Source organism: Thermostichus sp. MS-CIW-25, assembly GCF_054060015.1.
This window is the reverse complement of the sequence record NZ_JBSSCS010000029.1, coordinates 1-15476: the sequence shown is the minus strand read 5'-3', so window position 1 is coordinate 15476 and position 15476 is coordinate 1. Positions and strand designations below refer to the sequence as shown.

At 55.7% G+C, this 15476-nt stretch carries 13 protein-coding genes, 1 tRNA gene and 3 pseudogenes; 2 read left to right on the top strand and 15 right to left on the bottom strand.

What is annotated here, in order from left to right; all coding sequences use genetic code 11:
• Positions 1-38: 38 nt before the first annotated feature.
• The 8 genes and pseudogenes from ACVWZ1_RS10595 to ACVWZ1_RS10560 all read right to left on the bottom strand — a co-directional run.
• Positions 39-506 (bottom strand): annotated as a pseudogene (locus tag ACVWZ1_RS10595) (zinc ribbon domain-containing protein); the annotation flags it as partial.
• 11 nt (positions 507-517) lie between these two features.
• A pseudogene (locus tag ACVWZ1_RS10590) lies at positions 518-1221 on the bottom strand (IS5 family transposase).
• 337 nt (positions 1222-1558) lie between these two features.
• Positions 1559-1801, bottom strand: a pseudogene (locus tag ACVWZ1_RS10585) (NADP-dependent phosphogluconate dehydrogenase); the annotation flags it as partial.
• A 51-nt stretch (positions 1802-1852) separates the two neighbouring features.
• The gene (locus tag ACVWZ1_RS10580; RefSeq protein ID WP_457465789.1) at positions 1853-2881 is read right to left on the bottom strand and encodes a formamidase; all 1029 of its coding nucleotides are present in this window, start codon (positions 2879-2881) and stop codon (positions 1853-1855) included.
• 33 nt (positions 2882-2914) lie between these two features.
• Positions 2915-3556 carry a restriction endonuclease subunit R gene (locus ACVWZ1_RS10575; RefSeq protein ID WP_414357564.1) on the bottom strand — a complete coding sequence of 214 codons (642 nt, stop codon included), beginning with the start codon at positions 3554-3556 and terminating at the stop codon, positions 2915-2917.
• Positions 3557-3602: 46 nt separating this feature from the next.
• Positions 3603-4550: an ABC transporter permease gene (locus ACVWZ1_RS10570; RefSeq protein WP_099812292.1), complete on the bottom strand. Its 948-nt coding sequence runs from the start codon at positions 4548-4550 to the stop codon at positions 3603-3605.
• A gap of 68 nt (positions 4551-4618) precedes the next feature.
• Positions 4619-5713 (bottom strand): ABC transporter permease, encoded by a 1095-nt coding sequence (locus ACVWZ1_RS10565; protein WP_414406450.1) that lies wholly within the window; start codon positions 5711-5713, stop codon positions 4619-4621.
• Positions 5713-6867, bottom strand: coding sequence for a BMP family ABC transporter substrate-binding protein (locus tag ACVWZ1_RS10560; RefSeq protein ID WP_414406449.1), 1155 nt, complete (start codon positions 6865-6867; stop codon positions 5713-5715). Before ACVWZ1_RS10560 ends, ACVWZ1_RS10565 begins: the two co-directional genes overlap by 1 nt.
• 275 nt (positions 6868-7142) lie before the next feature.
• Here ACVWZ1_RS10560 and ACVWZ1_RS10555 point away from each other — a divergent pair, with 275 nt between their 5' ends.
• Positions 7143-8378, top strand: coding sequence for an amidohydrolase family protein (locus tag ACVWZ1_RS10555; protein WP_457465786.1), 1236 nt, complete (start codon positions 7143-7145; stop codon positions 8376-8378).
• Positions 8379-8416: 38 nt separating this feature from the next.
• Here the strand turns inward: ACVWZ1_RS10555 and ACVWZ1_RS10550 are convergent, their stop codons facing one another.
• The 5 genes from ACVWZ1_RS10550 to ACVWZ1_RS10530 form a co-directional block, all read right to left on the bottom strand.
• Positions 8417-8806 (bottom strand): allophanate hydrolase-related protein, encoded by a 390-nt coding sequence (locus tag ACVWZ1_RS10550; protein WP_099812288.1) that lies wholly within the window; start codon positions 8804-8806, stop codon positions 8417-8419.
• A 77-nt stretch (positions 8807-8883) separates the two neighbouring features.
• Positions 8884-10302 (bottom strand): NADP-dependent phosphogluconate dehydrogenase, encoded by a 1419-nt coding sequence (gene gndA, locus ACVWZ1_RS10545; RefSeq protein WP_457465783.1) that lies wholly within the window; start codon positions 10300-10302, stop codon positions 8884-8886.
• Positions 10303-10375: 73 nt separating this feature from the next.
• Positions 10376-10933 carry a pentapeptide repeat-containing protein gene (locus ACVWZ1_RS10540; protein WP_414418168.1) on the bottom strand — a complete coding sequence of 186 codons (558 nt, stop codon included), beginning with the start codon at positions 10931-10933 and terminating at the stop codon, positions 10376-10378.
• Between the two features lie 91 nt (positions 10934-11024).
• Entirely contained in the window at positions 11025-12227 is a 1203-nt protein-coding gene (locus ACVWZ1_RS10535; protein ID WP_457503333.1) for a carbohydrate ABC transporter permease, read from the bottom strand.
• 111 nt (positions 12228-12338) lie between these two features.
• Positions 12339-13691, bottom strand: a complete 1353-nt coding sequence (locus ACVWZ1_RS10530; protein WP_414342295.1) for an ABC transporter substrate-binding protein — start codon at positions 13689-13691, stop codon at positions 12339-12341.
• A 189-nt stretch (positions 13692-13880) separates the two neighbouring features.
• Here ACVWZ1_RS10530 and ACVWZ1_RS10525 point away from each other — a divergent pair, with 189 nt between their 5' ends.
• A complete protein-coding gene (locus tag ACVWZ1_RS10525; protein ID WP_457503332.1) occupies positions 13881-14567 on the top strand; it encodes a hypothetical protein in 687 nt (228 codons plus the stop codon).
• Positions 14568-14618: 51 nt separating this feature from the next.
• On the opposite strand, the gene ACVWZ1_RS10520 is transcribed toward ACVWZ1_RS10525, so the two are convergent.
• Positions 14619-14689: transfer RNA gene (locus ACVWZ1_RS10520), tRNA-Gly, on the bottom strand.
• A 107-nt stretch (positions 14690-14796) separates the two neighbouring features.
• Complete coding sequence (locus ACVWZ1_RS10515; protein WP_457503331.1) at positions 14797-15240, bottom strand: 2TM domain-containing protein; 444 nt, start codon at positions 15238-15240, stop codon at positions 14797-14799.
• Between the last annotated feature and the right edge of the window lie 236 nt (positions 15241-15476).

Below are 15476 nucleotides of genomic sequence, written 5' to 3'. Positions count from 1 at the left end.
TGAAGCGAGAACATTATAGTGCAGCAGGACTGATACATTTACGCTGAACTTTCCTGTTCGCTTGCGTGGCGTAGCCACACATTGCTGCCCAGAGAAGCAGCGATAGCATCCTGCTCAGTACTGAACAGAATGGCGGTATCCCGCAAAGCCCTGAGGAATACCCCCAGAGCGCCTTGCCAATCCCGTGGTAGCTTGTGGTTGCATTCGGGACAGACAAACACCTTCGCACCCCCTAACTGGGTGTGGATATGCCCACACCTCGTACAGGTCTTGCTGGTGTACGCCTCTGACACATCCACCACCACGTTCTTCTTCCTGGCTTGGAACTTCAGGAACTGCTTGAACCGATAGTGCGCCCAGGTCAGCATCGCCCTAGCCGTCTTGCTACCAAACTTTCTTCCCGCCTTGGCAACCATCTGGGCCGACTCGAAGGTGGGCAGAAATATCAAGCGGTAGTGATCGGTCAGGAACGCTGCTACCTTGCGATGGCACTCGTCCACTAGGTTGTGTTGATCTTTTATTTGAGCCAAAAGAGAGCACTGACGAGATAGAGAAAACTCAAGAAGTTTCTTGCCAACTTGTCAAAACGAGAAAATAGATGCCGGTACTGCTTCAACTTATGAAAAAAAGCATTCGGTTAAATGCCTTTCTTTATATAAATGCTTGTCATAATACCGCTGCGTCTTTCTATTCCTTTTAGGCGGAATAACCGCTTGAGCTTCCCCTATCTTCTCAATCAACTTATCGGCATCATATCCTTTATCCCCAATTACTTTGGTATCCTCTCTCTGCCAGCCCTCTATCAATTCTTCCCCTTGAGTAATATCGTTCCTTTCTCCGCCAGTTATCCTCAATTCCAGCGGATTTCCCAACCCATCTACACTCACATGAATCTTGGTGCTGTATCCGCCTCGGCTTCTCCCCAAAGCTTGCTCCCCTTTTTTCCGGCAGCACAGGAGTGCGCTCGAACCATGGTTGAATCAATAATAAGATGCTCTAAATCAGGGTCGTCAATAAAATACTTGAACATCCGTTCCCACACTCCAAAACGACTCCACCGGTGGAATCTTTGATAAATGGTGTACCATTTGCCATATCCTTCTGGGAGGTAGCGCCAAGGAGCACCAGAACGTGCCATCCAAAGAACTGCTTCAATAAACTGTTTACAGTTTGCTTCTTTCCCAATGTTAACTCTCTCTTCTGTCCGTAAAAAGCCAATATCTTCTGCCATTTGTTTTCATCTAAAAAACCAACTTCATCCTCTTTCCTCCATAAATTATTCTCTCCATCTCAACATAAGATCAACACGACCTAGGACATTGAACCCACAACCAGAACCTTGAATACAGAAGGCCAGAAGGTTTTTCTCAGTAGCCCGTCTGTCTCAGCCTAAACTGAAACAACTATATCGCCACATGAGGCTTCGGCAAATGCGCTAGTGGAGCGGAGTCCTTTCGCCTACAGGTCTAGAGGCTTGTTTTGGCCGGAGCTGGGCTGCTCGCCATCCATTCTTCTCCTGAGTGGAAGGCGATTGGAGAACACCTCATGCTAGGCATTGCTAACGCGAACTGGCATTCCACTCATGGTGAAAGACGCCCGGCCTGTCGATGCGCTCAAAGGTGTGGGCCCCGAAGAAGTCCCGCTGGGCTTGGGTGAGGTTCTGGGGCAGGTTGGCGGTACGGTAGCTGTCGTAGTAGGCCAAGGAAGCGCTGATGGCCGGGATCGGGATCCCCAAGGCCGCCGCTGTGGCCACCACCCGTCGCCAGGAGCCCTGCCGTTCCTGGAGGGCCTGCTTAAACTCCTCATCTGCCCAGTCTACGCGGGTGTAGTGTCTCTAGTATCGACGAAATCTTCAAGTAGAGCCAGTATAAGCTGCCTCGGTGAGGGAGGATTCCTGGTAAAGGCGGGTGGCAGGAGGAAATCCACAGGCGCTGCCATCTTTGTGGATCACTTTCTCTTCCCAGGGCAGGCGATAGGCCCCATTCACCAAATCCTGCATGTAGGTGTAGGGGCAATCTTGGGCTCCGCCTTTGACGGCCACATAGCCACGGTGTCCGAATTGATAAATGTTGTTTTCCACACCCCAATGGATGCGAGCTTCCCGCACCAAATCTGGGCGCACTTCGCCAGTAATGATTTCATCAGGGCGATGGGATCCCATGACCAGGGGGGTGCCATCAAAGTTGCAGATCATGCCCTCCCCCATAGAATCAAACGTGCCATCCGACCCACACATACACACCGAGGCCGTCACCATCAAATTGCAAAAGGCATTGGCCTGATTGGTAATTTGCCAACTGTGGCGAATGGGGGCAGTATATCCGGCAGTGCGCAACATAATCTCGGCCCCTTTGTAGGCACACTCGCGGGCCATTTCTGGAAACATGCCATCATGACAAATGATCAGGGCAATCTTTGAGCCATTCGGGCCATCACAGACAGGGATCCCTAAATTTCCCGGCTCCCAAGGTTCGACGGGAACCCAAGGATGCAGCTTGCGATAGTACAGTTGTAGGTTCCCTCGATTGTCGAGAATAATGCCGCTGTTATAGGGATTACCCTGCGAGTTGTATTCCATGATTGAGAAGCAGCCCCAAATATCGTTCTCTCGGCAGGCGGCACTGAAGGCAGCTACCTCTGGTCCATCCAGTCGGCACATGATCTCCGGATTAGTGTCCATCGACAGGCCGTGCAGAGAGTACTCCGGAAAGACCACCAAATCCATGCTGGGCATGCTGCGGCGAGCCTTCCCCACCATACTGACTATCTTTTGGGTTTGCGCCGCCAGATCATCGGGAGTAACCACATTGGGTAGCTGCAGTTGCACCAGTCCCAATACAACACCGTTGGGAGTTTTATTCAGGCCACCGAGTCCACTCATGATCAAATCCTTTGCTGATGAAGATGGAATGGGTTAGAGAGTTAGTCGAATGGATTTAAGAACTTGTAAAAGCCGATGTATCGATTTGCTATCTAGCAATCCCAGCTTAGGTAGATAATGGTAGGTAATGGGTGAACCTTGCTGTAACAAGATAAATTGGTAGTCTTCTCCATTTGTAGCTAATCCCCAAACAAATTCTTGATTTTTTATTCCTTTGTAAGCATAGGTCAATAATTGGGCGATGGCCAGGCTTGTAGCTACTGTTCCTCCCTTGGTTTCTATCACGAGGATCCAAAAGCTCTCTCTTGCTCCTCTTCTAATGGCGAGTAAGTCTACACGACCTTTGATGGCAACTTGGCCTTCTTCCTCCTCAACGATAATATCGGCAATATTTTCTTCTAGATTAATTTTGATGTCGCTCGATAGAAAGCCTGCCAGTTTGAGAAGTGGAGAAACAAACAGAAATTTGACTTGCCCTTCATTCAGAGTGTCATCGGCCAGATAGCTAAAATACAATTCCTGGAGTTGGGTCAGCTCCTCAATCTCCCGTTCAGTCAAAGGGGGTAAGTCCAGTTTTTCCTCGAACTCTAAAGAATCTCCCCGACACAGCCCTAAGAGCTCGTGAACCTCTCTCAGAGTCAGGGTATTGGCAGGTCGGGTTTGTACAGCGGTCATAACCAGGGATCCCTAAATCGGGTTCACTTCGACTATAGCCAGTCGGCTACTTCCCGGTGCCCAAGGCCCCAGGCATGCCTGCCAGGGTTCGCCGCGGAGAACTGGTCAGGATCATGATCCCCAAGGTCAGCACGTAGGGAGCGGCATTCCACAGGTAGTAGTTGGACTGCACACCCACCGACTGCAAGGCTGGCCCAATCGCCTGAGCTCCGCCGAACAAAAAAGCAGCCAATAAACACTGCAACGGGTTCCACTTGGCAAAGATCACCAGGGCCACGGCCATCAAGCCTTGTCCGCTGGAAATGCGTTCTGTCCAACTGCCGGGGTAGTATAGGGACAGGTAAGCTCCTCCCACGGCTGCCAAGAAGCTGCCTGCCATGATGCACAGAGCCCTTACCTTGGGCACCGAGATCCCCATGGCCCGTGCTGCATCGGGGTTGTCGCCCACAGCCCGCACGAATAGGCCCCAACGAGTGGAGCGAAAGAACCAGTGCATGACAAAGGCCAGGAGGATCCCCAGCAGCAGAAGTGGGCTCAGTTTTAGGGCAGCTTGAATGGCAGGACTGCTGCTCCAATTTCCCAACTCAAAGGCAGGTAGCCGGGGGGCTGCGGGCTGAATGAAGGGTTTGCCCAGGTAAAAGGCCATTCCACTGCCAAAGATGATCATAGCAATGCCCACCGCAACATCGTTAACCCGAGGTTGTTGGGCCAAAAAGGCGTGGATCCCTCCCAAGGCTAAACCGGCAAACCCGGCCACCAATACCCCTAACCAAGGCGCGACCACACTGCCTGCCGTGTTTTGGGTGAGGAAGGAGATGGCGTAGGCGCTCATTGCCCCCATCAACAGGGATCCCTCTAGGCCGAGGTTGATTTTGCCGCTTTTTTCCGTCAGACACTCCCCCAAGCTGACGAACAAAAAAGGCGCACTTCCCCGCAAGGTTCCGGCGATCACCGCCAAGGGGATCCCCCACCATCCTAGGGCTTCTGTTTCCATCTGAGTTTTTCTCCTGACCACTGAATTGGTTACTTGACCAAATCATTGCTACTTCGGGGGCCAGTTATCTAGGCTGGTTCTGAGGGTTCTCGATCCCGAAAAAAGTCGAAGCGCCCGTAGAGGGATTCGCTGTAGAGAATCAGCAAAAAGACAATGCCCTGAAACACCAACACAGTAGCATCCGGCAAATTGTGGGAGCGCTGCAAAATGCTGCCGCTGGCCAGGATCCCTCCCAGGAGGATAGCCATCGCCACTGCTGCGGCTGGGTTTTGTCGAGCGACAAAGGCCACCAGAACGCCGCTGTAGCCATAGCCCACAGTCAAGGACTCATTGGCCCGCCCGTGTACGGCAGCCACCTCTACCATGCCCGCCAAGCCGGCACAGGAGCCGGCCAGAAAGGTGATTAACAGTGTGAGTTTACCGACAGCAATCCCCACCATTCGGGCCACCTTTGGGTTACCCCCTATTATGCGCACCGAAAAACCCAACGTGGTGCGTTGAATCAACACATAGGCAACCAGGCAGGCAACGATGCCATAGACCAAGCCGAAGTGGATGCGGGTGCCCCATAGCCGACCCAACATGTTGGCCTCGTCAACGGCAAAGCTGGAGGGCTTGCTCAAGAAACTGGGATCCCGCAGCGGCCCCCCCACCCAATGGTTCATCAGGGCAATGGCAATGTAGTTCATCAACAGGCTGCTGATGGTTTCATTCACACCCCGGTAGTGGCGCAGTGCCCCCACCACCATGATCCACAGGCCACCGGCCACCATGCCCGCCAAGGCCATCAGGAAAACGACCACGGGTGGAGCCAGGGATCCCGCCCACAGCCCCATCGCCACAGCTGCCACCCCCCCCATCACCAGAGCTCCTTCATTGCCGATGATCACCAGCCCCATGCGGGCCGGCAGGATGGTACACAGGGAGGTGAGCATCAGGGGAGCCGCCCGTTGCAGAGTATTTTGCCAAGAGAACCAACTGCCGAAGGCAGCTCTGTAGATGGAGCCATAGACGGCGAAGGGATTTGCGCCGGCCATGGCACAAAACAAGCCGAAGATCAACAGCGAGGCCAACAAAGCCCCAAAGGGCAGTAGGATCGGCTCAAGGCTGGAGCGCCACCGCAGCGGAACCGAGCGGGAAACAGCAGAAGAGGTGGTAGCCATCAGCTAGAGATACTCCCGATCACGCCTTCCACCAGGTAGTCCATGGATTCCAGCTCGATTGCCCGCTGGCCGTATTCCACTCCGGCAGGGATCACCTCTTTGCCGGTATTGTCTTTGAGAGGGCCTTTGTAAATGACCAACGAGCCAGCTTGCAACTGGGCAAGGGCCGCTTCTCCAGCTTTTTTGGCCTCATCGCTGGCTGCCGATCCCCAGGGGGAAGTTTTAATGAATTTCTCTTTGATACCCCCCCGAATGAGGTGGGGGATCCCACCGTTCATCAGGGTTTTGCCCGCCTGGATGGCTTCGGCAAACTGGGTATAGACGCTTGTCCAGTCGTATTCAGCGCCCGTCAAATAGCCCTTGGGAGCCAGCGCCGCTTGGCTGGTGTTGTGACCACAGCTCATCAGACCTCGCCGCTCTGCTGTTTCGATAACGATTTTGGGACTGTCCACATGGCAGGTGAGCACATCGATGCCTTGGTCGGCCATGCTGTTGGCAGCTTCTGCCTCTTTGACAGGTAGAGCCCAATCTCCCGTAAAGATCACCTGAGTGGTGATGTTGGGGTTGACACTCTTGGCTCCTAAGGTAAAGCTGTTGATGTTGCGCAACACAATGGGAATGGGTTTGGCGGCGATAAACCCAAGGCGGTTGCTTTTGGTCATGGAACCGGCCAGCACCCCGTTGATGTAGTGGCCTTCATCCAAGTAGCCGAAGTAGCTACCGACGTTTTTCGGATGCACTCCCTCAATGTAAAGTCCACCGGCGTGAAAGAATTGTACCTCTGGATATTCCTTGGCTACCCGCAAGATATGGGGATCGTAGTAGCCAAAAGAAGTGGGAAAGAGTACCGTTGCCCCATCTTGCTCGATCATGGCCCGCATGGTTTCTTCCACGGCCACCGTTTCCGGCACATTTTCTTCTTCAACGGTTTTCACCCAAGTTAGGCTGGACAAGCCAACTTTTCCCTCTGCATGGGCCTGGTTCCAGCCAAAGTCATCTTTGGGGCCAACGTAAATAAAGCCGATGGTGATCTCTTTCTTGTTCTGGGCCTGGGCACGCCACAACTGTGAGGTCAAGGTGATGGCAGCGGCGGCAGCACCAGAGCGAAGGAGCTGCCTACGAGTGTACAGATGACGAAACAATGGCCGGCTCATGTTGAGAATCCTATTCGTGAATAAGCTTTCTGGAAAGACGAGACCCAGCAGACTCGGTGAGGTTCTGAACCTCTGCTGAACCCCTGGCAGCAACTACTGTATTTGATAGCCTCTATCGAGAAGTTTTGGTAGTCTAAATTACAGTTTTCTCGATTCAAAGTTTTGATGCTTCACTTTATGCTGGCAAAAGTCCTTCCCGCTCACCCAAAGTTCGGTTAGCCCGTTTTTGGCACTGATAACATTCTCAAGTCTGATGAGTTTTGCGAGTGGGTTTTATGGGTTTTCAATGGCAAGAGGGTGTTGTTCTGGCCGGCCCGGATCTGGTTCCCCATCGCTGCTCCCGCTTCGGGGTAGAACAAGACACCGTTACCTGCATGGAACTGGGGGATCCCATTGTTGGGTTGGAACAGAGATCCTGGGTGATTTTGCCGGCTTTCACCAACAGCCACACCCACATGGGGGATAGCTGTCTGCCGGATGGGGCGACAGGCCTGACTTTGGAAGAGGGGTTCTTCCGACCTGACGGCTACAAATATCGAGAGTTAGCCAAACAGTCGCCGCAACAGCACCTGGAACACATCGCCGCTCACCTGCGCTACATGGCGGCAACGGGCACCATCCGACACATCGATTTTCGCGAGCAGGGGGTCTACGGCTGCCAACTGTTGCGGGAAGCTGCAGCCCAAACCGGGATCCACTCAGTGATCTTGGGCCAGTTTGAGAGCCTCCCTTTCAGTGAGGAGCAATTGCGGCAAAATCGGGATCCCTTAAACCCCCAAGCCTATCAAGAATTGCAAGAGATTCTGGCAGTAGCAGATGGATTTTCCGAGAGCACCCTGAACGATTTGACGGAACCCGCCTGGCGGCAGATCCACGACCTGACCGAGAAAATAGGCAAGCTGCGGGCCATCCACTGTCTGGAAAATGAGGGGTATCGAGAGGTCAGTCTGGCCATCGCCGGACGGGGAGATTTGGAGCGTGCTCTTGATTTTTACCGTCCCCATTTGGTGATTCACGCAACGGTGGCCAACGCAGCGGAAATTCAATTGCTCTCCCGGCATCGGGTGAATGTCGTTTTGAACCCACGGGCCAATGCCAACTTGGGACTGCCTCTCCCGCCGATTGCCCGCCTGCTGGAGAGTGAGGCCAATCTCTTGCTAGGCACCGACAACGGACTTTTGAATAGCCCGAACCTTTTGGCAGAGCTGGATTTCACCTACAAAGTGGCCAAAAGCCAGTTTGGAGATGCGGTGCGCCCTGATCCAGTCGAGATTTTGAAGATGGTGACCAGCAACATCCGACATTTACGGCCTCTACTGGGATCCGATGTGTACGGCTATTTGGATGTGGGGCTGCCCGCCGATTTGGTGTTGCTGGACTTCACCCGTCCTCATTTGCGGGCCAGTCGTCATCTAATTGCGTCGATTCTCACTCGGGTTACCCCGGCAGATGTGGTGCTGACGATGCGGCAGGGCCAGGTACTGTGGCGGGATCCCCAGCGGGTCAACTGATGTCGAAGCTGCGACTGGGAAAAGCTGGTGAAATGCGATTATTCCTGTCTATTTCTGGAAGCGATGTAGGCTCGCCACCCCCCCCAAGCGGTGATGTCCAATTGCCCCTCACACAGGTAGGGTTCGGCTAGGATCCCCAGCACTTCCTCCCCTTCTGCCAAAAGAATGCGGCCCACTGACAAGCCTGGCGGCTCTTGCAAAAGGAGTTGACCCAACCCATGGGCAGGGATTTCCCAAATCTCCAGAGCAATTGCAGAACCGCCCTGGCAAACCCGTACCATGCCTGGATAAAGACCGTCGATGGACCAAAGCCGATAACAAGCGGCTGTTTGGGCTTCCCGCACAAAGCGACCCCCAATTTGCAGTAGGTTCTCATTGAGGGGTAGCCCCCGCATCAGGGTGCCATTCACGGCCAATTTAATGTCCATATCAAATCAAACAGATTCTCCCGCCTCCGGATCCCCGGCCAGAGAGGGATCCCAAGACCTCCTCATGCTACCCGTTGCTAACGCGAACTGGCATTCCACTCATGGTGAAAGACGCCCGGCCTGTCGATGCGCTCAAAGGTGTGGGCCCCGAAGAAGTCCCGCTGGGCTTGGGTGAGGTTCTGGGGCAGGTTGGCGGTACGGTAGCTGTCGTAGTAGGCCAAGGAAGCGCTGATGGCCGGGATCGGGATCCCCAAGGCCGCCGCTGTGGCCACCACCCGCCGCCAGGATCCCTGCCGTTCCTGAATGGCCTGCTCGAACTCCTCATCCAAGAGCAGGTTCACCAGCTCTGGATCCCGTTTGTAGGCCGATTGGATCTCACCGAGGAAGCGGGCGCGGATGATACAGCCCCCTTTCCAAATCCGCGGAATCTCGCTGAAGGTGTAGACGTAGCCGTGGGCAACGGTGGCTTTTTTGAGCAGGGCCATCCCCTGAGCATAGGAGCAGATTTTGGAGCAATAGAGAGCAGCGCGCAGATCTTGGATAAAGCGATCGGGATCCCCTTCAAAAGTGGCGTCCGGCCCTTTCAACTGGGCAGAGGCAGCCACCCGCTCCTCTTTCATCGACGAGAGGATACGAGCTTGCACTGCCGCCTCGATGGTGGGCACCGCTACCCCCAGATCCAGAGCATCTTTGACCGTCCACAAACCGGTGCCTTTCTGCCCGGCCTTATCCAGGATGAGATCCACCAAAGGCTTGCCGGTTTCCGGATCTAGGGTTTGGAAAATCTTGGCGGTAATTTCAATCAGGAAAGATTCCAGCTCCGTTTCATTCCAAGCCTGAAAAATCTCCTGCATCTGCGAGGCCGACAGCTTCAAGGCCCTGCGCATTAGGTCATAGACCTCGGCGATCAGCTGCATATCGCCGTATTCGATGCCGTTGTGTACCATCTTCACGTAGTGCCCGCCCCCTTTGGGCCCCAGGTAGGTGACACAGGGGCCGTCTGGCACTTGAGCGGCAATTTTGGTCAAGATGGGCTCCAGTTGTTGGTAAGCCTCTGGGCTACAGCCGGGCATGAGGCTGGGGCCGTTCAGGGCGCCCTCTTCCCCGCCGCTCACCCCCATGCCGACAAAGTGGATCCCGGTGGGAGCTAGGGCTTCGGCACGGCGATCGGTGTCGGTGTAGAGGGAGTTGCCGCCGTCGATGATGATATCCCCCGGATCCAGCAGCGGCTTCAGCTCGTCGATCACCGCATCGACCGGCGCGCCCGCCTTGACCATGATCAAGAATTTGCGGGGCCGCTCCATCAGTTGCACCAGTTCCGGCAGGCTGTAGGCGGGGGTGATCCGTTTGCCTTGGGCTCGCTCCCGCATGAACTGGTCGGTTTTGGAGCTGGTGCGGTTGTAGACGGCAACCGGAAAGCCGTTGCGCTCGATGTTGAGGGCCAAGTTTTCCCCCATCACCGCCAGGCCGATCACCGCAAAGCTGGGCTTGCTCATAGTTGGGCACTATCGACACCTCACCCAATCTAGAGGCCAATCCGACCGACCGGGTTCAGGGATCCTGTTTTCTTCACGTTTGCCGTGGTTGCGGGTTTTGGGGTGGGTTTCCAGGACAGCTCAAGCTCTCGCGGGTGGTTACACCGGTTACCGGGTGGGATCCCTCAGCTCGCTCACACAACTGCCGCTTTGCCGCCCGATCCACATAGGCTTCGCTGAAATCGGCGCCGGCAATCTGCGCGCCCTGCCAAACTGCCCGCGCGGCAATGGCTCCCGTGAGGTTGGCCCCCCTGAGATCGGCTCCTGCCAAATTGGCCAGATCCAAGAGGCTATTGCTCAAGTCGGCACCGGATAGATTGGCCCCTGCCAGGTTGGCTTTGGTGAATGCCGCCCCCGCAAGGTTGGCCCCGTGCAGATCGGCGCCCTGCAGGTTGGCACTGACAAAGCTGCTGCCCCGCCAATCTTGGCCGGACAAATCCTGACCCTGCAGATCGGCGTTGTTGAAGTTGAGACGGGCTTGGCTGCCCGCTATGGAGCCCCAGAGGAGCCAAAGCAGCAGAGTGGCCGCCAGCAGCATGCCCAGCTTCCCGAAGTCGCGCCAGCAAGTCGAGGCGTTGGATTTTGGGGCCATCGAGGATCCCTAGATTCTCTACCCCCATTCTTGCCGATTTTCCCCTTGCCCACTGAGAACTGGGATCATTGCGTTGCAGCAGAGACAGCCGTTATCCGCCGTAGGTTACATTCCGCTCGGTGGTGCGAAATTGCAGGATCGTCAGCCCCACCACAATGAGAAACAGGACGATGGATTGCGCGGCAGCCCTACCCAAATTGCCTGAAGACACTCCGATTTTGTAGATCTCGTAGATCAACACCGAGGTGGATCCGGAAGGGCCCCCAGCAGTCAGCAAGTCAATGGTGCCAAAGATATCGAAAAACGCATAGGTCATGTTGGTAATCACCAAAAAGAAGGTGATGGGAGAAAGCAGCGGTAGGGTGATGGCAAAAAAGCGACGCACTGCCCCGGCCCCGTCGATGGCAGCCGCTTCCAGCAAATCCTTGGGCAGGTTTTGCAGGCCGGCAAGGTAAAACAAAATGTTGTAGCCCATCTGCTTCCAAACGCTGGCAAAAATCACCACCCAAGGGGCCAAGTTGGGATCGCTGAGCCAGTTTAAACGGGGGATCCCCACCAGCCCCAGCAAGTGGTTGGCCACCCCTCCCAAGGGGTTGAACATGATAAAGAAGATGATCCCGGCCACCGCTGGAGAAATGGCGTAGGGCCAGATCAGCAACACCCGATAAATCGCCGCCCCTCGAATCGGCTGGTAGGCCAGCGTGGCAATCAACAGGGATCCGCTCAACCCCAGCACCACAATGGCCGCCGAAATGGCAAAGGTAATCCCCAGGCTGCGCAGATAGGTGGAATCCGTCAGCAAAGCGGTAAAGTTATCCACACAGACGAAGCGGCTGCGCGGCGCCCCCACAAACGTGAGCAGGGTGGAAAGGCGGAAGGTATCCAGCCCTGGGTAGTAGAGAAACACCCCCAAGATCGTGAAGGTGGGCAACAAGAGCAGCCACGCCAGCCACCACTGCTTAAAGATGCCCCTCTCCTGAACAGCTGGGCCGGGGATCCCCAGGCGGCGCTCCTGCTCCTTCTGCGTCCACGCCAACAGCGGCCAGAGGGGAATGGCCATGCCCGCCAGCACCAGCCCCACGCCAAAGGCCATGTCGATGGCCTTGCGCTCCGGCTCAAAAGTGCAAAAATCCAGGGGCGCCATAAAAATCAGGGATCCCAGCCCTCCTGCTAGGCCCCCCAGCACTGCCCCCACCGGCACAGGCCGCTCGATGCGCCGGAAACGGGATCCCACCCAAAGGGATCCCAGCAACCCCGCCAACAGCGGCACCAACACTTGGACGAATCCCAACATGCCTCTCACCTCGGCTTTGCTCTTCACAAGAGCCTCGTCAAAACCCAAAAAGGGGCAGGCTGCCGCCCACCCCCATCCCTCAATGACACCGTCAGCCTATCGACATCCAGGTTACTGGTAGAGGGAGTTGTACTCGGCCAGAAGGCGGTTGGCCTCCTGGTTGGCCTTGGCCATAGCCTGGGCCGGATCCCCGCCTTTAAGCATCAGATCTTCCATGGTTTGGGTTACCACGTTGCGAATTTCGGGGAAAGCCCCCAGCAGCGCCCCCCGAGTGGCAGGGGTCACCTTGGAATTGTTGATTTGGTCGCTGGCGGTGAAGAAGTTGGGGTTTTCCTTGAACCAGCCCTTCGACTCCAGTAAAGCTACCGAGCTTTTCCGAATGGGCAAGTAGCCGGTCACTTGGTGCCACTCGGCAGCATTTTCGGTGTTGTTCAGCCACAACATGAAGGTCAGCGCCCCCTCTTCCACCTCTTTGGGCAGATCCTTCACCAACCAGAGGCTGGCTCCCCCGATCAAGTTCCCCGTCCAACCCTTGTCGGCGTTGTAGGGCATGCGGGTGGTGACCAGCTCGATGTTGTTTTGCTTGGCAGCGTTGGTGATGTTGGCGGCATCGGCGCTGCTGGTGATGGCCATGGCGACGGTACCGGTCTGGATGGCCTGCTCGGTGGCTGCCCAATCCCGCTGCTTGCCGCTGTAGATGTAGTAGCCTTTGTCATACATCCCTTTCCACCAGGTGGCGATGGCAATTGACGGCTCCGAGTCCAAAAAGACCTGGGTGGCACGGGCGGCACGGCCATTGTCGTTGTTGGCCAAGAGGGCATTCTGCTGGGCCATCCACTGCTCGTAGAACCAGCCGTGATTGGGCCAGGTCACACAGCCCTGGGGAGCGTCGGGGAGGGCCATGATCTTTTGACAAGCAGCCTCCAGCTCTTGCCAGGTGGCCGGCGGCTTTTCGATCCCTGCCTTCTTCAAGATGGCCGTGTTGGAGTAGAGAATGGGGCTGGAGCTGTTCCAGGGCATGGAGGTAAATTTGCCATCCAGGGTGTAGTAGCTCACCACCGGCTCGATAAAATCGTCGAAATTCACTGGGATCCCGTTCACTTCGGTGCGATTGCCCAGAGCCTCGGCAATGGACTTGAAGTAACCAAAATCCCGTGCCCGCTGGGTGCCCACCTCAAACCATTGCACCACCGAAGGAGCAGCATTTTGTTGAATGGCCAGGTCGGTGGCTTGCTGAATTTCTTCGTAGTTGCCGTAGCCTTCGACCGTAACTTTGTATTGAGGAAATTGTTTGTTGAACTCTGCCGCTTTTTCGCGGGCCCAATCCAGGCGGTTGTCGGTAAAGGCAATCCAAACTTTGACTTCGGCAGGAGACTGAGCAAAGCTGTCGGCAGCCAGAAGAGCAGCAGCAGACGCAGCCACCAGGCCAGCCGCAACAGCCAGGAAAGTACGACGGGTATTCATAGAAAAATGCAGTCGCATTCGCTAAAGGCACCTCTGAGATTACAGCACCGACATTAAGAGCAGGTTATGTCTGGCGGGATCCCTCTAGGAAGTGAACCTTCAGGCCAAAGTCAGAGTCAGACAGGGTAAAGGCTGAGCCTGGGTTATGATCGACAACCTCTCTAGGGGTCTGGAAAAATGAGAATGAAGATGAAAAATGCAAGCTTTTGCCTGTTGTTGGCTATTGCCCTCCTGATGGCGCTTGCCCCCTTTGCGCAGGCTCGCCCCCGTCAACGCACTGCCACAGCCACCACGCCAACGGGCGGATCCCCGGCCCTGAGCGACGAACGCACCTTCACAACTTCCGGCACCTACACTCGCACCGGGCCAAGTGGCAGATCGGGTAGTGGCACCTATTCCGGCCAGGGATCCCGGCAATTCATTCCCGGTCAGGGGGTGGAAGGAGACTACTCCGGCCAAGTCACTACCCAACAAGGTCAGACCTGGAACCTGAACCATCAGCACACCACCACCCGCACGAATGAGGGCTGGCAACGGCAGGGCAGCACCACGGTGCACAATGCCCAGGGCGAGACGGTAGGCAGCAGCTCAAGCCTTACTGAGGGCCAAGCGGGGCAAGGCTGGCAGCGCAGCGGCCAATTCAACAATGCTCGCGGCCAAACCTACACCACCGAGTCGAGCAGCACACCGACCGGGCCAGGACACTGGCAGCGGGAAACTCGCGTCTTCAATGCCCAAGGGGATCTGCTCGGTGGCTCTGATACCGATGTGCAGTACCGATTTGTACCAGGGCAAGGCTGGGTGAAAACAGTAGAAGGCAATACCCTGAAAGGTCAACCGATCCGCCGCACCACCACAGTCGGCCCCAACCTGTGAAGAAGAATCTGAAGGGCACTTTAAGGGATCCCTTAGGATTTTGTGGGAGGAAGCGGGCGGACGGAATCGAACCGACAACAGCAGTTTGGAAGACTGCGGTTTTACCATTAAACTACGCCCGCACAGGCATTCACTGATGCCGGAAGCCTATGATAGCACCTCTCCCCAGTCAAGGTCTGGAGAGAAATCCATTTCCATCAGCGAGACGGGCTTCTTGGGTGGGCTGCGCTTACTTGCGGCGGAGATCTTTCTGGCGTTTCCTTTGCCATTGGCGAAACTCTTTCTCGTAGCGTTCACCCTCCGTTTGGTAGGCGTTCCAGCCCTTGAGGGCAACGGTCAAGCCCCACCCCATGAGTATAAACAGCGACCAAGATAGCCCTCCACCGGAGAGCCAGTCTAAGCCCAGCAAAAAGCTGTTGACAATTCCATAGCGGCCCAGCAGTTGGTAAAACTGCCGACGGCGGTAGCGCTGGAATTCTCGGTGTTGGCTGTTCAGCTCTTGCCAGGCCTTCCATTCCTGCTCGGCCAAGTCCAGCTCTTGGGGGGAGATCCCCAGTTCGGCAGCCATCTCCTGCAGTTGGGAGCGGGTGAACTCGCCCAGGCGTGGCTGGCGGGCAATGGCCCGCTGGAGGATCTGATGCACGTCCTCTTGGCTGTACCGGGATCCCGACATTTGGCTGGCTGATATTCAACTTTGTAAACCTTATAATCCCCTAGTCTAGGCTAGCCGGATCTTGGGCCTTATGAAGCGCCGTCTGCTGCGGGATCCCAGCTGGCAAATCTCAACTCGAATGTCAAATCGCACTAATCGCAGTCACCGAAAAAACTGGGTCTGAAGCCCCGCCCTTAAGGCCTACGGCCCGCTGACGCGACAGGGCGGCTTTCATGTGTGTACAATACAACCCATGA

Coding starts and splice junctions, on each gene's coding strand:
- ACVWZ1_RS10535 (WP_457503333.1), bottom strand. CDS start 12,227: ATGTTGGGATTCGTCCAAGTGTTGGTGCCGCTGTTGGCGGGGTTGCTG.
- ACVWZ1_RS10525 (WP_457503332.1), top strand. CDS start 13,881: ATGAAAAATGCAAGCTTTTGCCTGTTGTTGGCTATTGCCCTCCTGATG.
- gndA (WP_457465783.1), bottom strand. CDS start 10,302: ATGAGCAAGCCCAGCTTTGCGGTGATCGGCCTGGCGGTGATGGGGGAA.
- ACVWZ1_RS10570 (WP_099812292.1), bottom strand. CDS start 4,550: ATGGAAACAGAAGCCCTAGGATGGTGGGGGATCCCCTTGGCGGTGATC.
- ACVWZ1_RS10515 (WP_457503331.1), bottom strand. CDS start 15,240: ATGTCGGGATCCCGGTACAGCCAAGAGGACGTGCATCAGATCCTCCAG.
- ACVWZ1_RS10560 (WP_414406449.1), bottom strand. CDS start 6,867: ATGAGCCGGCCATTGTTTCGTCATCTGTACACTCGTAGGCAGCTCCTT.
- ACVWZ1_RS10565 (WP_414406450.1), bottom strand. CDS start 5,713: ATGGCTACCACCTCTTCTGCTGTTTCCCGCTCGGTTCCGCTGCGGTGG.
- ACVWZ1_RS10555 (WP_457465786.1), top strand. CDS start 7,143: ATGGGTTTTCAATGGCAAGAGGGTGTTGTTCTGGCCGGCCCGGATCTG.
- ACVWZ1_RS10540 (WP_414418168.1), bottom strand. CDS start 10,933: ATGGCCCCAAAATCCAACGCCTCGACTTGCTGGCGCGACTTCGGGAAG.
- ACVWZ1_RS10575 (WP_414357564.1), bottom strand. CDS start 3,556: ATGACCGCTGTACAAACCCGACCTGCCAATACCCTGACTCTGAGAGAG.
- ACVWZ1_RS10530 (WP_414342295.1), bottom strand. CDS start 13,691: ATGAATACCCGTCGTACTTTCCTGGCTGTTGCGGCTGGCCTGGTGGCT.
- ACVWZ1_RS10550 (WP_099812288.1), bottom strand. CDS start 8,806: ATGGACATTAAATTGGCCGTGAATGGCACCCTGATGCGGGGGCTACCC.
- ACVWZ1_RS10580 (WP_457465789.1), bottom strand. CDS start 2,881: ATGAGTGGACTCGGTGGCCTGAATAAAACTCCCAACGGTGTTGTATTG.